Source organism: Nocardioides marmotae (genome assembly GCF_013177455.1).
In the GTDB taxonomy this organism is placed as follows: domain Bacteria; phylum Actinomycetota; class Actinomycetes; order Propionibacteriales; family Nocardioidaceae; genus Nocardioides; species Nocardioides marmotae.
In genome coordinates, this window is record NZ_CP053660.1 from 1,617,591 (window position 1) to 1,636,183 (window position 18,593).

Here is an 18,593-nt window from a genome sequence, read left to right on the forward strand (position 1 = left end):
GACCCGCCCCCAGGAGCGGATCAGACGAGCGCCCAGCCCTTGGAGCGCTCGACAGCGGCGCGCCAGCGCGCGTGGGCGGAGTCGTACGCCGTGCGGTCGCGGCCGGGGGTGAAGGAGCGGTCGAGGGCCCAGGTGTCGCGCAGCTCGTCGGTGGAGGACCACACGCCGGTGCCGAGCCCGGCGAGGAAGGCCGCGCCGAGGGCGGTGGTCTCGACCAGCCGGGGCCGCTCGACGGGGACGCCGATCTGGTCGGCCTGCACCTGGCAGAGCAGGTCGTTGGCGGAGGCGCCGCCGTCGACGCGCAGCGAGGACAGCGCGGCGGGCATGGTCTCGAGGACGTCGCGGACCTCGAAGGCGATCGCCTCGAGGGTGGCCCGGACGAGGTGGGCGCGGGTGGTGCCGCGGGTGACGCCGATGATCAGCCCGCGGGCGTGGGGGTCCCAGTCCGGCGCGCCGAGCCCGGTGAGCGCGGGGACGAAGACCACGCCCTCGGAGGAGGGGACGGTGGCGGCGATCGCGGCGGTCTCGGCGGCCGACCCGACGATCTGGAGCCCGTCGCGCAGCCACTGCACCGCGGCGCCGGTCACGAAGATCGCGCCCTCGAGGGCGTAGGTCAGCTCGCCGTCGGGGGAGCGCCACGCGGCGGTCGAGAGCAGGCCGGCGTCGGAGCGGGGCAGCTCGGTGCCGCAGTTGGTGAGGATGAACGAGCCGGTGCCGTAGGTGCACTTGGAGTCGCCGACGTCGAAGCAGGTCTGCCCGAAGAGCGCCGACTGCTGGTCGCCGGCGAGGCCGGCGATCGGCAGCGAGAGGTCGAGGAAGGAGCGGGGGTCGGTCACGGCGAGCTCGCCCCAGTTGGGCACCAGGTCGGGCAGCGCGTCGCGCGGCACGCCGAACAGCGAGCACAGCTCCTCGCTCCAGTCGCCGGTGGAGAGGTCCATCAGCAGCGTGCGGCAGGCGTTGGAGACGTCGGTGACGTGGTGCAGGCCGCGCGTCATCCGGGCGACGAGGTAGGAGTCGACCGTCCCGACGGCGTACCGGCCGTCCTCGACGAGCGCCCAGGTGTGTGGCTCGTGCTCGGCGATCCAGGCCAGCTTGGTGCCCGAGAAGTACGGGTCGAGCCGCAGCCCGGTCAGCTCGGTGACCCGCTCCTCGTGGCCGGCCTCGCGCAGCCGGGTGCAGACGTCGGCGGTGCGGCGGTCCTGCCAGACGATGGCGCGGCGCGGCGAGCCGAGCGTCTCGCGGTCCCACAGCAGCACGGTCTCGCGCTGGTTGGTGATGCCGATGCCCTCGAGCTCGGCGCGGTCGACCTGCGCGAGCACCTCGCGGCACGCCTCGAGCGTGGCCTGCCAGATCTCCTCGGGGGAGTGCTCGACCCACCCGGGCCGGGGGAAGTGCTGGGCGAACTCCTGGTAGCCCTTGGCGGCGATCCGCCCGTCGCGGGTGACGACGACCGCGGTGACGCCGGTGGTGCCGGCGTCGATCGCGAGGATGCTCACGCCTGGCCCCGCACGATCGCCAGCACCTGCTGGTCGATCCACGCCAGGTCCGGGTCGACGCGCATCTCGTAGTTCTCGGTGCCGACCCAGGCGGCGAAGTCGCGGTGGCCGCGCTCGCCGGCCCATGTCTCGAGCTCGCGGCGCAGCTCGTCGTCGACGGCGACCTTCTCCTCCTCGGTCGAGGCGGTCAGGTAGAGGTCGTTGAGGTCGAGCAGCCGGGCCAGCTCGGTGACCGGCGCGGCATGGTCGTCGACGCGGAGGTCGACGGCGATGTCGTCGCCGCCGGCGTACCCCGCTCCCTCGCTGACCACCAGCAGGGCCGCCGACTGCCGCCCGCGCTTGTCGCCGCCGGCCTCGTCGCCCGCGGCCAGGGCCGCCAGCAGCCGCCGGGCCAGGGGAGCGGCGGGGTCGGACCCCTCGAACGCGCGCTGCATGGCCTCGACGACCTCGGGCCCGGTGAGCACGTTGCCCTGCACGGCGTACCCCTCGCCGGTCGCCCCGCCCGCCCAGTCCAGGCAGGCCTCGCCGGTGTGGGTCGCGGCGTTCCCGTCGACGTCGACGATCCCGACCTGCCGGTCGGCGCGCCCGTCGTCCTCCTCCAGCAGCCGGTCCAGCGCCACCTGGGCCGTGGCGCCCTCGTCGAGGTGGGACAGCGCGATGCCCTTGTACGCCACGTTGGCGTCGGCCTGGGTCGCGATCGCGCCGACCTCGGCGACCGCGGCGGGCACGACCGCCCCGACCGCGAGGAACTTCGAGGCGACGGCGACCCCCCAGGACTCACCGTCGGCGGAGCGGGCCACGATCGAGAACGTCATGGCGGGAGGGTAGCGAGCAACACGCGTGATGCTCCGCGGCGCGCTGCCGGGCCCCGGGCGGTCGCGGGTGCAGGATCAGCCGGTGCTCCAGCGTCTCGGGTTCCCCTCGGTCGGACCGCACCGCCGGTTCGTGACCGCCGTCGCGATCGACGCGGTCGGCAGCGGTGTCTTCATGCCGGTCTCGGTCCTCTACTTCCTGATGACCACCGACCTCTCGCTGGTCCAGGTCGGCGGCGTGCTCTCGCTGGCCTCGCTGCTGGCCCTCCCGGTCGGCCCGCTGCTCGGCGGCGTGGTCGACCGGCTCGGCGCCAAGCAGGTGCTGCTGGCCGGCAACCTGCTCCAGGCGGTCGGCTTCGCGGCGTACCTCGTCACCGACTCCTTCGCCGGCCTCACCTTCTGGACGGTCGTCGTCACCGTCGGGCGCACCGCCTTCTGGGGCTCCTACGGCACCATCGTCGCGGCGATCTCCCGGCCGGGGGAGCGCGAGACCTGGTTCGGCTTCCTCGGCGCGCTGCGCAACGTCGGCTTCGCGGTCGGCGGGCTGGTCGCGGGCGCCGCGATCACCGTCGGCACCCAGGCGGCCTACGCCTCGATCGTCGTCGTCAACGCCGTGTCGTACGTCGTCGCGCTGGTGCTGCTGCTGGCGGTGCCCGCCACGGCGCGGACCGGCCACCGCCCGGCGGCCGGGTCGTGGGCGACCGTCCTGCGGGACCGGCCCTACTGGCTGCTGTGGACCGTCCAGCTCGGCTACTGCTTCTCGATGATGGTGCTCAACGTGGCGATGCCGGTCTACGCCACGACCGTCCTGGGGCTCTCGGGCTGGGTGACCGGCGCGGTGTTCACGCTCAACACGGTGATGGTCGGGCTCGGCCAGGGGCTGGTGGTCCGCGCGATGACCGGCGTCCGCCGCTGGCGGGTGCTGGTGCTGGCCAACCTGGTCTTCGCGGCGTCCTTCGTGGTGCTGCTCGGGGCGAGCCGGGTCGGGGTGGCGGTCGGCGTCGCGGTCGTGCTCCTCGGCACCGCGGTCTACACCGCGGGCGAGCTGCTCGGCGGGCCGGTGCTCGGCGCGCTGGGCGCGGAGGCGGCCCCGGAGCACCTGCGCGGGCGCTACCTCTCGCTGGTCCAGCTCGCCTGGAACCTCGCCGGCACCGTCGCGCCGGTGAGCTTCGCCTGGCTGCTCGACCGCGGCGCCGCGCCGGTGTGGCTCGTGCTCACCGGCGTCTCCCTCGTCGGCGCGCTGCTCGCGGTGCGGCTGGGCCGGGTGCTGCCCGTCGCGGCCGAGCAGGTGACCAACCGGGTGGACCCGCTACCGGTGTGAGCGGCGGCCTACTAGGGTCGGCGGCTGGAACGTTCCAACCCCCGTTCCCGATCCTGATGGAGGTCCTGTGCGCGTCGGAGTGCTCACCGGTGGGGGCGACTGCCCCGGTCTGAACGCGGTCATCCGCGCTGTCGTCCGCAAGGGCGTGCGCGAGCACGGCTTCGAGTTCGTCGGCTTCCGCGACGGCTGGAAGGGCCCGCTGGAGGGCCTGACGATGGAGCTCGGGATCGAGCAGTGCCGCGGGATCCTGCCGCGGGGCGGCACCATCCTCGGCTCCTCGCGCACCAACCCCTTCGCCATCGAGGGCGGCGTCGAGCGGATCAAGGACAACCTGGCCGCGCACGGCGTCGACGCGCTGGTCGCCATCGGCGGCGAGGACACCCTCGGCGTGGCCACCCGGCTGGCCGAGCTCGGTGTCGACGTGGTCGGCGTGCCGAAGACCATCGACAACGACCTCTCGGGCACCGACTTCACCTTCGGCTTCGACACGGCCGTCAACATCGCCACCGAGGCGATCGACCGGCTGCACACCACCGCCGAGTCCCACCACCGTGTCCTCGTCGTGGAGGTCATGGGCCGCCACGCCGGCTGGATCGCGCTGCACGCGGGCATCGCCGGCGGGGCCAGCGCGGTGCTCATCCCCGAGCAGCCCTTCGACATCGAGAAGGTCTGCGCGCACGTCGAGACCCGCTTCCAGAGCGAGTACGCGCCGGTCATCGTGGTCTCCGAGGGCGCGGTCCCCGTCGAGGGGGGCGACATGACGCTCGCCTCCGGCCAGAAGGACGCCTTCGGGCACGTCCGCCTCGGCGGCATCGGCGACCGGCTCGCCTCGGAGATCGAGGCCCGCACCGGCAAGGAGGCCCGCGCGGTCGTCCTGGGCCACGTGCAGCGCGGCGGCACGCCGACGGCCTTCGACCGCTGGCTGGCCACGCGGTTCGGCCTCCAGGCCGCCGACGCGGTCGCGGACGGCGACTTCGGCACGATGATGGCGCTGCGCGGGACGAAGATCGTCCGGGTGCCGCTCGCCGAGGGCACCGGCGAGCTCAAGGTCGTCAGCCCCGAGGAGTACGCCGAGGCGCAGGTCTTCTTCGGCTGACCGGACCGGCCCCCGCGCCCGGGTTTTCCCCGGCCACCCGCGGGGCACGGGGTGGCCATGAATGCGGAGGCCACGGTCGACGAGACGACCTCGGAGCCGGGCGGTGAGCAGCTCAAGCGGGTGATGGGCCCCAAGCTGCTGCTGTTCTTCATCATCGGCGACATCATCGGCGCGGGGATCTTCGCGATCACTGGCGACGTCGCCAGCGAGGTGGGCGGGGTCGCCTGGCTGCCGTTCCTGGTGGCCTTCGCGGTGGCCTCGCTGACCGCGCTGTCCTACCTGGAGCTGGTGACCAAGCACCCCCAGGCCGCCGGCGCCGCGCTCTTCGTGCACAAGGCGTTCGGCCTGCACTTCGTGACGTTCCTGGTCGCCTTCGCGGTGGTCTGCTCGGGCATCACCAGCGCGTCGACGTCCTCGAGCCTGGTGGCCTCCAACCTCCTGGCCGGCCTCGACGACGTCTTCGGCGGCGTGCCCACCGGGACGACCGCCACCCTCGTCGCGGCCCTGGGCTTCATGGTGCTGCTGGCGCTGATCAACCTGCGCGGGGTGGGGGAGAGCGTCAAGTTCAACGTCGTGCTCACCAGCGTCGTGGTCCTCGCGCTCGGGATCATCATCGCGATCGGCTTCTGGGCGATGGCCACCGACGGCGACCTGGGCCGGGTGGTGGTCTTCGAGTCCTCGGGGGAGAAGAACGCGTTCGTCTCGATCACCATCGCGACCACTGTCGCGTTCTTCGCCATGGTCGGCTTCGAGGACTCCGTCAACATGGTCGAGGAGACCAAGGACCCCGGGCGCACCTTCCCGCGGATCATGCTCACCGGGCTCGGGATCTGCGCGGTGCTCTACATGCTGGTCGCGGTGGCGGTGGTCGTGGTGATCCCGCCCGGCGACATCGCCGACCCGGTCAACCCCGACGCGGGCATCCTGCTCGACGTCGTCCGGGTGGGGGCGCCGGGCATCCCGATCGACACCATCTTCCCCTTCCTCACCGTCTTCGCCGTCGCCAACACCGCGCTGATCAACATGCTCATGGCCAGCCGGCTGGTCTACGGGATGGCCAAGCAGGACGTCCTGCCCCGCTCGCTGGCTGCGGTCCTGCCGGGCCGGCGCTCGCCGTGGGCGGCGATCATCTTCACCACCGTCATGGCGCTGGGCCTGATCACCTACGTGCGGCTGCGCTCCGAGAGCGACGTGGTGGTGGCGCTGGCCGGCACCACCGGCCTGCTCCTGCTCTGCGTCTTCACCGTCGTCAACATCTGCTGCCTGGTGCTGCGCCGCGACCGCGACACCGAGCCGGTCTTCCGCGCGCCCCGCTGGGCCCCGTGGGTCGGCGCCGTCGCCTCGGCCTTCCTCGTCGGCCCCTGGGCGCGCAACGAGGACGACTACGTGCAGTACTCCATCGCCGGCGTGCTCATCCTCATCGGCGTCGTGCTGTGGGTGCTGACCTGGATGACCAACCGCGGCATCCGCGCGAAGAAGACCGGGTTCCGCGAGATCGAGCACCTCGAGGAGTGAGCTCGTCCCGTGGGCCGGTTCCGTGGGCCGGTTCCGTGGGCCGGCTCCGTGGGCCCGTGCCGCGGGCCCGTCCACGGCGGGGCGATGATTCCGGGCGGGCCCGCTCGCGCACGTACCCTGGGCGGGTGAGCATCCCCGACCTCGCGACCCTGCACGCCCTGGGCGCGGCCCAGCAGCCGACGTACCCGGACTCCGAGGCCGTCGACGCGGCCGTCGCGAAGCTGCGCACGCTGCCGCCGCTGGTCTTCGCCGGTGAGTGCGACGAGCTCAAGGACAAGATCGCCGCGGTCTCCCGCGGCGAGGCGTTCCTGCTCCAGGGCGGCGACTGCGCCGAGACGTTCGCCGGCGTCACCGCCGACAACGTCCGCAACAAGCTGCGCGTGCTGCTGCAGATGGCGGTCGTGCTGACGTACGCCGCCTCCGTCCCGGTCGTCAAGGTCGGCCGGCTCGCGGGGCAGTACGCCAAGCCGCGCTCCTCCGACCTCGAGACCCGCGACGGCGTCACCCTGCCGGCCTACCGCGGCGACGCGGTCAACGGCTTCGACTTCACCCCCGAGGCGCGCGTGCCCGACCCGCAGCGCCTCGTGGACGTCTACAACTCCTCCGCGGCGACGCTGAACCTGATCCGCGCCTTCGTCACCGGCGGCTACGCCGACCTGCGCCAGGTGCACACCTGGAACACCGACTTCGTCAAGGAGTCGCCGGTCGGCCAGCGCTACGAGGCGGTCGCCGGCGAGATCGAGCGGGCCCTGACGTTCATGTCGGCCATCGGCGCCGACCCCGTCGAGTTCCACCGCGTCGACTTCCACTCCAGCCACGAGGCGCTGGTGCTGGAGTACGAGCACGCGATGACCCGCATCGACTCGCGCACCCAGATGCCCTACGACGTCTCGGGCCACATGGTCTGGATCGGCGAGCGCACCCGCCAGCTCGACCAGGCGCACGTGGAGCTGCTCAGCCACATCCGCAACCCGATCGGCGTCAAGCTCGGCCCGAGCACCACGCCCGACGACGCGCTGGCGCTGGCCGCGCGGCTCAACCCGCTCAACGAGCCCGGGCGGCTCACCTTCATCACCCGCTTCGGCGCCGGCCGCATCCGCGACGGCCTGCCGAACCTGGTCGAGAAGGTCACCGCCGAGGGCGTCGAGGTCGCCTGGGTCTGCGACCCGATGCACGGCAACACCTTCGAGGCGAGCTCGGGCTACAAGACCCGCCGCTTCGACGACGTCATCGACGAGGTCCAGGGCTTCTTCGACGTCCACCGCTCCCTCGGCACCTGGCCCGGCGGCCTGCACGTCGAGCTCACCGGCGACGACGTCACCGAGTGCGTCGGCGGCGGCGAGGACCTGCTCGAGGTCGACCTCGGCAACCGCTACGAGTCGGTCTGCGACCCGCGGCTGAACCGCGTGCAGTCCCTCGAGCTGGCCTTCCTCGTCGCAGAGATGCTGCGCAAGGCGTGATCGACCTCCGCTCGGACACCCTGACCCGCCCGACCGAGGCGATGCGTCAGGCGATGGCCCGCGCGGAGGTCGGCGACGACGTGTACGGCGAGGACCCGACCGTCCTCGCGCTCGAGGACCGGGTCGCGGAGCTGTTCGGCCACGAGGCCGCGCTGTTCATGCCGACCGGGTCGATGGCCAACGTGCTGGCGGTCCGCGCGCTCGTGCAGCCCGGCCAGGAGGTGCTCTGCGAGGCCTCCGCCCACATCGCGCGGGCCGAGCTCGGCGCCCACGCGGCGTACTCCGGCGTCACGATGCGCACCTGGTACCACCCGCGCGGCCAGGTCGACCTGCCGATGGTCCGGCGGATGTACGCCCCGGACCTCGGCCCGTTCTTCGTCCGGACCGCGGCGGTCTCGGTGGAGTGCACGCACAACTTCGCCGGCGGCGCCGTGCTGCCGATCGAGGACCTGCGCGACCTCCGCGAGCTCGCGACCGCGGCCGGGGCGGCCGTCCACGTCGACGGCGCCCGGATCTGGAACGCCCACGTCGCGACGGGCACCCCGCTGGCGGAGTACGGCGCGGTCGCCGACGTCATGGCGGTGTGCCTGTCCAAGGGGCTCGGCGCCCCGGTCGGCTCGCTCACGATCGGCTCGGCCGACGTGATCGCCGAGGCGCGGGTGTGGCGCAAGCGGATGGGCGGCGGCATGCGTCAGGTCGGCATCCTCGCCGCGGCCGGCCTGCACGCCCTGGACCACCACGTGGAGCGGCTCGCCGAGGACCACGCCCACGCCCGGCTGCTGGCCGAGGCGTGCGGGGTCGATCCCGCGAGCGTCGACACCAACATCGTGGTCGTCCCGCGGCCCGACGCCCCGGACTTCGTGGCCCGCGCCGCCGAGGCCGGCGTCCGCGTCTCGATGGTCGGCCCGACCACCGTCCGGCTGGTCACCCACCTCGACGTCACCCGCGCCGACGCCGAGAAGGCCGCCGCCGCGCTCGGCGCGCTCTGACGCCTCGCGCCTCGGCGGTCGTTCCAGCGGGTCAGCGGAGCGGGCCGGGACCGGATCAGCCCGGCAGCCCGACGACCGAGAGCTCGCTGATCGCGGTGTAGTCGCGGCCGGCGCGACCCGAGCCGGGGGCGGAGACCTCGACGAGCCGCAGCCGGACCCGGCGGGTGGTGATCGCACCGACGTCGACGGTCTGCACGCGGCGGGACTCCCCGAGCCGCTGGCGCACGACCGTGCCGTCGTCGAGCACCCACGCCACGGCCAGGACCCGGCGGTTGCCGGTGTACCAGTCCAGGACCCCGCCGCGGGGGCCGCGGGCGCGCTTGGCGTAGCCGTTGACCAGCCCGACCCGCGTGATCGTGGTCGGGCGGTCCAGGCGGAGCACGAGCTCCTGGCCGGTGCCGTCGCCGCGCATCCGCCAGGCGGTGGTGCGGTCGCCGTCGACGAGGTTCCCGGCGTCGTACGCCGTGCGGGTGCCGTCGAGGCCGCGGCTGGTCGGTGCGGTGGCCGGCACCCGGACCCGGGCCGCGCCGGCGACGTCCTCGGGGTCGCGCGGCTCCGGCTTGCGGCTGAGCTCGGCGCCGGCGGTCCGCGTCGGCTGCGCGGGCGGCGTCGGTGCGGTCGACGGGCTCGGGTCGGCCGAGCCGGAGGGACGGTTCGCGGGGGAGGAGGTCGGTGCGTCGGCCGCCGCCGGCTCGCCGCCCTCGTCATCGCCGCCGATCACCAGCGCGGTGCCGAGGCCGGCGAGCAGCGCCAGCGTCGCGAGGCCGGCCACCCACGCCAGCCGGCCGGGCTGCCCGGACCGGTCGCCTCGCGACCCGGTGGCCGGCGACCCGGTGGCCGGCGAACGGGCGGGCGGAGGGGCTGGCGGCTCGTCGGCGTACAGCGGGTAGCGCGGCGCGGGCGGCACGGCCTTGATCGCCGGCCGCTCCGCGGTGTCGGTGCGCCAGTCGGTCAGGTCGGGCCCCTCGACCGGGTGGCCGCAGGCGGCGCAGGCGCGGCCGGGGCCGAGCCGGGCGCCGCAGGCGGTGCAGGTCGTCTCCACGGGGGACGAGGGTAGCGACCGGCTCGCGAGGGGGCCCGTCCCGGTCACGCTGCCCGGGTCAGGCCGTGCCGGTCAGGCCGTCCGAGTCAGCTCGGCGGCGTCGACACGGCCCACGGCCCCCGGCAGCCGCCGTACCGCCTGGGCCAGCTCGCGCAGCTCGGTGCCGAGCAGCGCCTGGGGGCCGTCGCACAGCGCGGTCTCCGGGTCGGGGTGGACGTCGACGATGATCCCGTCGGCCCCGACCGCGATCGCCGCGCGGGAGAGCGGCACGACCAGGTCCTTGCGGCCGGCGGCGTGGCTCGGGTCGACGATCACCGGGAGGTGGCTGGTGGCCTGGACGACGGGCACCGCGGAGATGTCCAGGGTGTTGCGGGTGGCGGGCTCGAAGGTGCGGATGCCCCGCTCGCACAGCACGACGTCGAGGTTGCCGCGCTGGGCGATGTACTCCGCGGCCATCAGCCACTCCTCGATGGTCGCGGTCATGCCGCGCTTGAGCAGCACCGGCTTCCCGGCCTCGCCGACCGCCTGGAGCAGCCCGAAGTTGGCCATGTTGCGGGTGCCGACCTGCAGCATGTCGGCGTGCTCGGCGACCACCGCGACGTCGCGGGCGTCGACCACCTCGGTGACCACCGGCAGGCCGGTGGCTCGCCCGACGTCGGCGAGGATCTCCAGGCCGCGGACGCCCAGGCCCTGGAAGGCGTACGGCGAGGTGCGCGGCTTGTAGGCGCCTCCCCGCAGGATCGTGGCGCCGGCGCCCTTGGCCATCTGCGCCGCGGCGAGGGTCTGCTCCGGGGTCTCGACCGCGCACGGTCCGGCCAGGAAGGTGAAGGAGTCCGGCCCGATCGGCACCTGCCGACCCGGCGCACCGACCCACACGGTGCTGCGGTCGGGGTGGTGCTGGCGGCTCACGAGCTTGTAGGGGTCGGAGATCCGGCGCACGTCCGCGACGCCCCGCAGCGTGCGCAGGTTGAGGTGGTGGAAGGACTCGAGGTCCCCGACCAGGCCGATGATGGTGCGGACGACGCCCTTGCTGACGAAGGCCTCGCCACCGACGCCCTCCACGCGGGCGACGACGTTCGCGACGTCGCTGTCGGTGGCGTCCGGGGACATGACGACGACCATGGTGTTCCTCTTTCTCGAGCGGCCCGGGCGGCTCCGACGCCCCGGGACGCAACGAACGCCCCTGGCCGGAGCCGGGGGCGTTGGATGGAGTGCGGCGTACCTAGGACAGGACGGCCGGCACGGGGGCTCCCGGCAGGCGTCGAAACAGATAGGTGCGCGTCACGTCCGGAAACCTAGCGGCCCACCCGTCCCACCTCGCGCCGCTCCCACCATGTGGGATCCAGGCGGGATCCCCGGTGGCCTCACACGGCCAGGTGCTGGACCTCGGCCTCGACCTTGCGCCGCCGCGGCAGCGCCTCGACGACCAGCATCGCGGCGAGCACCATCAGCCCGCCGAGCGCCATCCGTGCGGTCAGGGCCTCCCCACCGAGGAGCACCGCGAAGAACGCCGCGAAGACCGGCTCCATGCTCATGATGATCGCGCTGCGGGTCGGCGGCAGGTGGGCCTGCGCCCAGGTCTGGCCGATGAGCGCGAGCGCCCCGGCGAACAGCGCCATGTAGACCACCGAGAGCCAGTCGGCGGGCGTCGGCGGCAGCACGATGCCGTCCGGAGCGGTCGCTACCAGGCACACCACCGCGATCACGAGCAGCTGCACGATCGACATGCCGAGCGCCTCGCGGGCGTTCGACCAGGCGCCGAGCCCGACGATGTGCAGGGCGTAGAGCACGGCGCTGACCAGCGTGATCGCCTCGCCGAAGCCGACCGCCACGCCGTCCAGCGTCAGCACGCCGAGCCCGGCCGTCGCGAGCGCGACCGCGGCCCAGGTGGTCCGGGTGGTCCGGGTGCGCAGCAGCAGCGCGGCCAGGACGGGGGTGAGCACCACGTACATGCCGGTGATGAAGCCCGAGACCGACGCCGCGGTGTGGGCCAGGCCCGAGGTCTGGAGGATCTGGGCCAGCCCGTAGACCCCGCCGAGGACGAGCGCGTGCCGTCGGGACTCGGGCGAGAGCCGCTGCACCGCGCGCGGGGCGACCAGCACCATCACCACGCCGGCGATCGCGAAGCGCACCGCCAGGAAGTCCAGGGTGGGGACCCGGTCGAGGAGGTCCTTGATGAGGAAGAACGTGCTGCCCCAGCAGGCCGTCATCGCCAGCAGCGCCCCCGCGGCGAGCAGCGAGGTACGACGGTCCGGCGTGGGGCGGGCGGCCGGAGCCGCGCTCGCCCCGGCGCTCACCCCAGCGCCTTCGCGCGGAGCTCCTGGAGCACCTGCACGTCGCCGCCGACCTCCCGCGAGCCCGGGGTCTCGGCGATGAACGGCACGCCCGCGGTGGCCGGGTGGGCGAACAGCTCGAGGAACGGCTCGGCGCCGATGTGACCGTCGCCGATGCTCTGGTGGCGGTCCTTGAACGCGCCGCGGACGTCCATCGAGTCGTTGGCGTGCACGAGCCGCAGCCGGCCGGGGCCGGCGACCTCCTCGAGCCGGTCCAGGGTGGCCGCGGCGCCGCCGGGCTCGTCGAGCGGCGCGCCCGCGGCGAAGACGTGGCAGGTGTCCAGGCACACGCCGACGCGGGGGTGGTGGTCGAGCGCGGCGAGGTACGGCGCGAGGTCGTCGACGCCCGCGCACAGCGAGCGGCCCTGGCCGGCGGTCGGCTCGAGCAGCAGCCAGGGCGCGTCGTCGCCGGCCGCGTCGAGGGTCTCCAGCAGGGGCAGCAGCCCCTCGCGGACCTGGCGCAGCGCGGCGTCGTACCGCTCGGTGGTGTCGTCGGGCGCGACGTAGGAGCCGGTGTGCACGACCAGGCCCTCGGCGCCGATCTCGGCGGCGCGGCGCAGGTTGTGCGCGACGCTGGCGACCGAGCGCTCGTAGGTCAGCGGCGTGGGGGAGCCGAGGTTGACCAGGTACGGCGCGTGCACGAACACCCGGGTGCCGCGTCGTCCGACCTCGGCACGGAAGGCGGCGTCCTCGGCGGGCTTGCCGGCGGTGAGCGCCCACCCGCGGGGGTTGCCGCAGAAGACCTGGAAGGTCTCGCAGCCGAGCGAATCGGCCGAGGCGAGCGCCCCGGTCACGAGGCCCTTGCCGACCGTGACGTGGGTGCCGACGGGGTTGCGCAGCGCGATCTGATCGGGGTCCAGCACCCAGGCATGTTACGAGCGCGGGGTGCCCTCGGCCGATTCGTCCCCTACGCCTCTGTGCCGACCTCTTGGGTCGACCTCCTGGGCCGGCCTCCTGGGTCGACCTCCTGGGCGCGCCCGGTCGGCCGCCCTAGGGTGTCGCCATGCGGCGCCACGACCTGCTCGCCCGGCTGCACGGGCTGCTGCAGCCGCGCTCCTACCTCGAGGTGGGGGTCAGCACGGGCGCCAGCATGGCGCTCTCGCGCACCCGGTCGATCGGTGTGGACCCGTTCTTCACCGTCAAGCACGAGCTGCGGTGCGACCTGCACCTGGTGCGCACGACGAGCGATGAGTTCTTCGCGCGCGAGGCGCCGCTGGAGCACCTCGACGAGCCGCAGGTGGACCTGGCGTTCGTCGACGGCATGCACCTGGCGGAGTACGCGCTGCGCGACGTCATCAACCTCGAGCGGTACACCCACCCCGCCTCGGTCCTGGTCCTGGACGACATGCTGCCGCCGCACCCGGACGTCGCAGCGCGGGAGCGGGCGCTCGGGCGGGCCCGCGGGATGTGGACCGGCGACGTGTACAAGGTGCTGCCGGTCCTGCGGCGCCACCGCCCCGACCTGATCTGCCTCGAGGTGGACACCAAGCCGACGGGGGTCCTCGTGGTGCTCGGGCTCGACGCCCGCAGCCGGGTGCTGCTCGAGGCCTACGACGACCTCGTGCCCGAGCTCGTCACCAGCGACCCCCAGCACGTGCCGGCCGAGGTCCTCGGCCGGACCCGGGCCTTCGACGCGGAGCGCCTGCTCGCGCTTCCCCTCTGGCGGGGGCTGCGCGAGCTGCAGGGCGCGGAGCCGGAGCGGGCCCGGTCCCGGGTGCGGGAGCTGGTGCGCGCCTCAGGGCTCGACCAGCCGGCCACGGTGGGCTGAGCGGGCGGTTCAGTACGGCGAGCCGCCGCCGGCGGCGGGCGCGCGCAGCGCCGGCCGCGGGCCGGGCAGCAGCGCGACCGGCCGGTCCGGTGCCAGGAGCAGGCGGGCCTGGAGCCCCAGCAGCGGCCCGCCTCGCCCCACCCGCACGCGGAGCCGCCAGAGGCCGGCAGCCAGGCGGTCCTGCGGCACGGCGGCGCTCAGCCGCAACCCGTGCTCGTCGGGCTCCACCGAGGCCGGGACGCGGAGCGCCGCCTCGCCCAGCTCGAGCCGCAGCCACACCTGCGCTGCGACGACGGGGGCCTCGGCGGGCAGCACCAGCACCAGTCGCACCGCGCCGTCGGCCCGGTGGGCGTGGCTCCACAGGACCGAGACCGGCACGGAGCTCGTCGGGTCGGGCACGTCGATCAGTGAACCAGGTCGCGCAGCACTCGGCGCAGCGCTTCGCCGTGCCGCTCGGTGTCGAAGCGCCAGGGCGCCTGGAAGGCCCGGTAGGAGGTGGGGTCGGCGCCCTCGGCCAGGTCGGGCGGGCTCCAGAAGAAGTGCGCCTCGGCGCCGTGCAGGGCGGCGAGGAGCTCCTCGTTCCGGGCGGCGGCGTACGAGCTGTGGCTGAGCACCACGATCGCCTCGAGGTGCCGGGCGAAGACGAGGTTGAACATCCCGGTCCCGCCGAAGCCGGCGACCACCCGGGCGGCGGCGAAGGTCGCCGCCTGCTCGGGGATGCTCATCACCCCCGGGTCGACCACCGTGTAGCCGGCGCGAGCGGCGAGCTCCTCGACCTCCGCCAGGTTGCGCACCGGCCGGTTGCCGGCGCGGCGGGTCACGAACAGGTGGGTGCTGCCGAGCGGGGCGGCGTCGGGGAGGGCCAGCAGCCCGTCGCGGAGTCGCTCCCAGGTCTCGCGCACGGCGGGGTGGGCGTGGAACGGCGCGGCGTTGTGCCACAGCGGGGTCGTGCCCACCAGCGAGGTGACGGTCACCGGCCCGCGCAGCCACACGACGTCGTCGGGGGCGATGCCGAGCGCGGGCAGGAGGACCGACTCCGGGCGCCGGGAGGCCGGCACGTCGCGGCGCCGGTGCAGCGCGAGCAGCAGCTTCAGCGACGGGTCGGCGGCCTTGGCGACGGGCCAGCCCCACAGCCGCGAGAACCCCTCGGTCATCAGGTGGCCGTAGTGGCCGGGGTTGGTGTAGTCGAGGTGGAAGTACCGGCCCGGCAGCGTAGGCGGGTGGGGGTCGGCGGAGCGGCGCTGCGAGGCGAACCAGGAGTCGACGTCGACCAGGGACCGGTTCACCGGATGGTCGCTGAGGTGCCAGCGGAAGCTCTCGGGCAGCAGCGAGCGACCGTGCACGACGTACGCCCGGCCGGCCGCGACGTGCACGGGACCCCGGTAGTGGCGGATCTGGGCGGGCGGGTACGGCAGGTCGTCGGCCAGCGGCGCCACCGGGCCGCCGTGGTGGTGCACGCCCGCTCCCCGGCGGTCCAGGACGCCGCCGGGCAGGCGGCCCAGGACGGTGACCGAAAGTGCCGGCTCCCGGGTGCCGAGCAGCTCGACCGCCTCGGCGTCGCGGATCTTGAGCAGGCGCTGGTGCCGTTGCACCAGCCGGACCGGTCCGGCGGCGACGGCATGGCGCTCGGCCAGGCGCTCGCGGCGGCCCGCCACCGCCGCGGTGCGGACGGCGACCCAGCTGCCCCCCGGCCCGACATGGCCGAAGAGGCGCCGCCAGCGCGCCAGCTGGCCCGGGCCCCAGGACGAGCGGAGGTCGAGCACGAGGTCGACCCGGGGGAGCCGGCTGATCCGGGCGTGCAACCGGTCGAGGCCGCGCGCGGTGAGCACCCGGCGTCCGGCGGTCGCCCAAGCCGTGCCGTCCAGCGCCTCGGCGGCGCGTGCCCGGGTCGGGGCCAGCACGACGACGAGCGCACCGCGATCGGCTCGCGGGGGCAGGTCGATCGGGGGCAGGTCGATCGGGGGCAGGTCGGTCGTGGCCGTCCGTGCGGGGGCCTCACCCCGCGGGCCGCGACGCCACCTCATCCCGGCACGCTAGGCGAGCAGCACCCCTGTGCCTAGGGTGCCGCCGCGACCGGTCCGTGCTTGGGTCAGATGAGCGTCAGCGTGATCGTGGTGCCCTTCGGGACCATCTCGCCCGAGCCCGGGTCCTGGGAGAAGACGTAGCCCAGGCCGAGGTAGCCCGCGGCCTTCCGCGTCTCGACCTCGAAGCCGAGCGCCTCGAGCTCCTCGCGGGCCGCGTCGACCCCGGAGGCGCGCACGTTGGGGACCGGAACCAGCTCGGGGCCGAGGGAGACGACGAGCTCGACGGTGTCGCCCTTGAAGAGGGTCGCGCCGACGGGGTCCTGGCTGATCACGTCGCCCTCGGCCACCTCGTCGGAGTGCTCCTCGCCGGTCACCTCGACGACGAGGCCCTGGGCCTCCAGCCGCTGCCGGGCGGTGTCGGCGTCCTCACCGGTCCAGTCCTTGACCTTGATCGGCTTGCGGCCCTTGGAGACCACGAGGTCGACCACGGAGCCGGGCCGCAGCGTGGTGCCGGGCTTGGGGTCGCTGGCCAGGACGACGCCCTGCGGGACGTCCTCGGACCACCGCTGCGTCGAGCCGCCGAACTCCAGCTTCAGCTCCGCCAGGGCGTCCTGGGCCTCGTCCTCGGTCATCCCGCGCAGCTTCGGGACGTCGTAGAGCTCCTCGCCCTTGCTGATCGTCACCGTCACGGTGCCGCCGTCGAGCACGCGGTCGCCCGGAGCGGGGTCGGTGGACATCACCTCGCCGGCCGGGACGGTGCGGGAGAAGGCCCGCGGGCCGATCTCCGCCTCCAGGCCGGCGGCCTCGAGCCGCTCGACCGCCGCCGCGCGGTCCAGGCCGAGGACGCCCGGGGTGGTCGTCCAGCGGGCGACGCCGAACCACCAGGCGCCGGCGCCGATGCCGGTCGCCAGCAGCAGCGCGAGCACGAGCGCGAGCAGGCCCCTCCGGGACCGACGGGTACGTCGCGGCGCCGGGGTCGCCCCGACGGGCACGGTCCGGGTCGGCTCGGGCGCGGCCGGCCCCGCGGTGATGGCGGCCGTCGACGGCGCGAGCAGCGCGGCCATCTCGTCCTCGTCCCAGGGGTCCGCGGCGGTGTCGGTGCGACCCGGCTGGTCCGGCCGGCCCGGCTGACCCGGCCGCTCGGCCCGCTGGACGGCCGGTGGCACCTCGGCCGTGCGCAGCAGCTGGGTGTGCTCGCTGGTGTCGCCGGACCCGGTGACCCCGGTGACGGGGTCGGTGTCGGGCGCGGGCGGGCGCGGCATCAGGTCGGCGACGAGGTCGGGGTCCTCGCGGACGCCGGTCGTCACGGCGGTGGCCACGCGGCGCAGCTGGTGCAGGAGCACGCCGGCGTCGGCCGCGCGCTGGCCTCGGTCGCGGGCGGTCGCGCGGGCGACGAGCGCGTCGACGTACGCGGGGAGGCCGGGGACGAGCGTCGAGGGGAGCGGGACGTCCTCGTGGACGTGCTTGTAGGCCACCTGGATCGGGGACTCGCCCTCGTGCGGCTTGCGGCCGGTGAGCAGCTCGAAGAGCAGCACGCCGGCGGCGTACACGTCGGCGCGGGCGTCGGCGCGACCGTCGACCACGAGCTCGGGCGCGAGGTAGGAGACGGTGCCGATGAGCACACCGCCGGTCGCGGTGTGCTGGGTGTCGGCGCTGACCGCCTTGGCCAGGCCGAAGTCGGCGACCTTGACCCGGCTCGTGCCGGTGTCGGGATCGGTGGCGATGAGGACGTTCTCGGGCTTGACGTCGCGGTGGACCAGGCCGGCGCGGTGGGCGGCGGCCAGCGCGGAGAGCACCGGCTCGAGCAGCGCCAGCGCCCGCGCGGGCGGCATCGGGCTCTCCTTGGCGATGACGTCGCGCAGGGTGTGGCCGGGGACCAGCTCCATGGCGAGGAACACCACGCCGTCGTCGGCGCCCTGGTCGTGGACCGCGACCACGTTGGGGTGGGAGAGCCGGGCCGCGGCGCGGGCCTCGCGGACGAAGCGCGCCGCGAACTCCTCGTCGTCGCCCAGCCCGGGGTGCATCACCTTGACCGCGACCGTGCGGTCCAGCCGGATGTCGGTGGCCTCGTAGACGCTGGCCATGCCGCCGCGGGCGATCCGCGGGCCGACCCGGTAGCGGCCGTCGAGGAGGCGGCCCTCGAGCCGCCGGCCGTCCCAGCGGGGGGAGGGGTCGGTCGAGGGCTCGTCCGCGCCCGACCGGGCATGACGATCTGACGTCACGACGACCCTCCTGCGAGCCGAGGGGGGAAGTCCTCGGCGGGGACCATCGTACGGAGCGTCGCCCCTCCCTGCGGGTGAGCACGGCGACCGGCGTGGCGCGGCGGGCCGCGGGCCGGTGGGAGGATGGCCCCATGACCGACATCCCGCTCGCCGACCACGACCTCGCCGCCCTCGTGCCGGAGTGGCTCGACTGGGCCGCGGCGGCCCGTCTGCTCGGTGTCACTGTGGCCAAGGTCCGCACGATGATCCGCGACCACGAGCTCGCGGCCGCGGTGCCGTCCCCGGGCGCCGGCCAGCAGGTGCCCGCCGACTTCATCCAGGACGGCTTCCCGCTCAAGGGCCTGCCGGGCCTGCTCACCGTCCTCCACGACGGCGGGTACGACGACCGCGAGTGCATCGCGTGGCTCTACCTCGACCAGGAGCTCCCGGGCCGCCCGATCGACGCGCTGCTGGAGAACCGCGGCGCGGAGGTCAAGCGTCGCGCCCAGGCGATGGCGTTCTGACCGCACGCCGGG

16 protein-coding genes are annotated in these 18,593 nt (G+C 74.6%); 7 read left to right on the forward strand and 9 right to left on the reverse strand.

Features of this window, described 5'->3' with window-relative positions; translation table 11 throughout:
* Positions 1-20: 20 nt before the first annotated feature.
* Complete coding sequence (locus HPC71_RS07825; protein WP_171896475.1) at positions 21-1,496, reverse strand: FGGY family carbohydrate kinase; 1,476 nt, start codon at positions 1,494-1,496, stop codon at positions 21-23.
* Positions 1,493-2,311 (reverse strand): DUF1028 domain-containing protein, encoded by an 819-nt coding sequence (locus tag HPC71_RS07830; RefSeq protein WP_154611988.1) that lies wholly within the window; start codon positions 2,309-2,311, stop codon positions 1,493-1,495. The genes HPC71_RS07825 and HPC71_RS07830 overlap by 4 nt, the downstream gene beginning before the upstream one ends.
* A gap of 82 nt (positions 2,312-2,393) precedes the next feature.
* Between HPC71_RS07830 and HPC71_RS07835 the strand changes: the two genes are divergently transcribed.
* From HPC71_RS07835 to HPC71_RS07855, 5 genes are all read left to right on the forward strand, one after another.
* The gene (locus HPC71_RS07835) at positions 2,394-3,629 is read left to right on the forward strand and encodes an MFS transporter (protein ID WP_253943947.1); all 1,236 of its coding nucleotides are present in this window, start codon (positions 2,394-2,396) and stop codon (positions 3,627-3,629) included.
* 67 nt (positions 3,630-3,696) lie between these two features.
* Positions 3,697-4,725, forward strand: a complete 1,029-nt coding sequence (locus HPC71_RS07840) for a 6-phosphofructokinase (protein ID WP_171896476.1) — start codon at positions 3,697-3,699, stop codon at positions 4,723-4,725.
* A 57-nt stretch (positions 4,726-4,782) separates the two neighbouring features.
* On the forward strand, positions 4,783-6,240 hold the full coding sequence (locus HPC71_RS07845; RefSeq protein WP_154611987.1) for an APC family permease: 1,458 nt from the start codon (positions 4,783-4,785) through the stop codon (positions 6,238-6,240).
* Positions 6,241-6,365: 125 nt separating this feature from the next.
* Positions 6,366-7,700, forward strand: coding sequence for a class II 3-deoxy-7-phosphoheptulonate synthase (locus tag HPC71_RS07850; protein ID WP_171896478.1), 1,335 nt, complete (start codon positions 6,366-6,368; stop codon positions 7,698-7,700).
* Complete coding sequence (locus tag HPC71_RS07855; RefSeq protein ID WP_171896480.1) at positions 7,697-8,689, forward strand: threonine aldolase family protein; 993 nt, start codon at positions 7,697-7,699, stop codon at positions 8,687-8,689. The genes HPC71_RS07850 and HPC71_RS07855 overlap by 4 nt, the downstream gene beginning before the upstream one ends.
* A 55-nt stretch (positions 8,690-8,744) precedes the next feature.
* Here the strand turns inward: HPC71_RS07855 and HPC71_RS07860 are convergent, their stop codons facing one another.
* From HPC71_RS07860 to HPC71_RS07875, 4 genes are all read right to left on the reverse strand, one after another.
* A complete protein-coding gene (locus HPC71_RS07860) occupies positions 8,745-9,731 on the reverse strand; it encodes an NADase-type glycan-binding domain-containing protein (RefSeq protein WP_154615073.1) in 987 nt (328 codons plus the stop codon).
* A 72-nt stretch (positions 9,732-9,803) separates the two neighbouring features.
* Positions 9,804-10,841, reverse strand: a complete 1,038-nt coding sequence (gene aroF / locus HPC71_RS07865) for a 3-deoxy-7-phosphoheptulonate synthase (protein ID WP_230084297.1) — start codon at positions 10,839-10,841, stop codon at positions 9,804-9,806.
* Between the two features lie 254 nt (positions 10,842-11,095).
* On the reverse strand, positions 11,096-12,028 hold the full coding sequence (locus tag HPC71_RS07870; RefSeq protein ID WP_253943948.1) for a DMT family transporter: 933 nt from the start codon (positions 12,026-12,028) through the stop codon (positions 11,096-11,098).
* Positions 12,025-12,927: a deoxyribonuclease IV gene (locus tag HPC71_RS07875; protein WP_171896482.1), complete on the reverse strand. Its 903-nt coding sequence runs from the start codon at positions 12,925-12,927 to the stop codon at positions 12,025-12,027. The genes HPC71_RS07870 and HPC71_RS07875 overlap by 4 nt, the downstream gene beginning before the upstream one ends.
* A gap of 140 nt (positions 12,928-13,067) precedes the next feature.
* Between HPC71_RS07875 and HPC71_RS07880 the strand changes: the two genes are divergently transcribed.
* Positions 13,068-13,832 (forward strand): class I SAM-dependent methyltransferase, encoded by a 765-nt coding sequence (locus HPC71_RS07880; RefSeq protein ID WP_154615075.1) that lies wholly within the window; start codon positions 13,068-13,070, stop codon positions 13,830-13,832.
* Positions 13,833-13,841: 9 nt separating this feature from the next.
* On the opposite strand, the gene HPC71_RS07885 is transcribed toward HPC71_RS07880, so the two are convergent.
* From HPC71_RS07885 to pknB, 3 genes are all read right to left on the reverse strand, one after another.
* On the reverse strand, positions 13,842-14,231 hold the full coding sequence (locus HPC71_RS07885) for a hypothetical protein (protein WP_154615076.1): 390 nt from the start codon (positions 14,229-14,231) through the stop codon (positions 13,842-13,844).
* Positions 14,232-14,236: 5 nt separating this feature from the next.
* The gene (locus HPC71_RS07890; RefSeq protein WP_154615077.1) at positions 14,237-15,856 is read right to left on the reverse strand and encodes a glycosyltransferase family 61 protein; all 1,620 of its coding nucleotides are present in this window, start codon (positions 15,854-15,856) and stop codon (positions 14,237-14,239) included.
* 65 nt (positions 15,857-15,921) lie between these two features.
* Positions 15,922-18,078 (reverse strand): Stk1 family PASTA domain-containing Ser/Thr kinase, encoded by a 2,157-nt coding sequence (gene pknB / locus HPC71_RS07895; RefSeq protein ID WP_171896484.1) that lies wholly within the window; start codon positions 18,076-18,078, stop codon positions 15,922-15,924.
* 131 nt (positions 18,079-18,209) lie between these two features.
* On the opposite strand from pknB, the gene HPC71_RS07900 reads away from it, so the two are divergent.
* Complete coding sequence (locus HPC71_RS07900; RefSeq protein WP_171896485.1) at positions 18,210-18,581, forward strand: Rv2175c family DNA-binding protein; 372 nt, start codon at positions 18,210-18,212, stop codon at positions 18,579-18,581.
* The last annotated feature ends 12 nt before the right edge of the window (positions 18,582-18,593 follow it).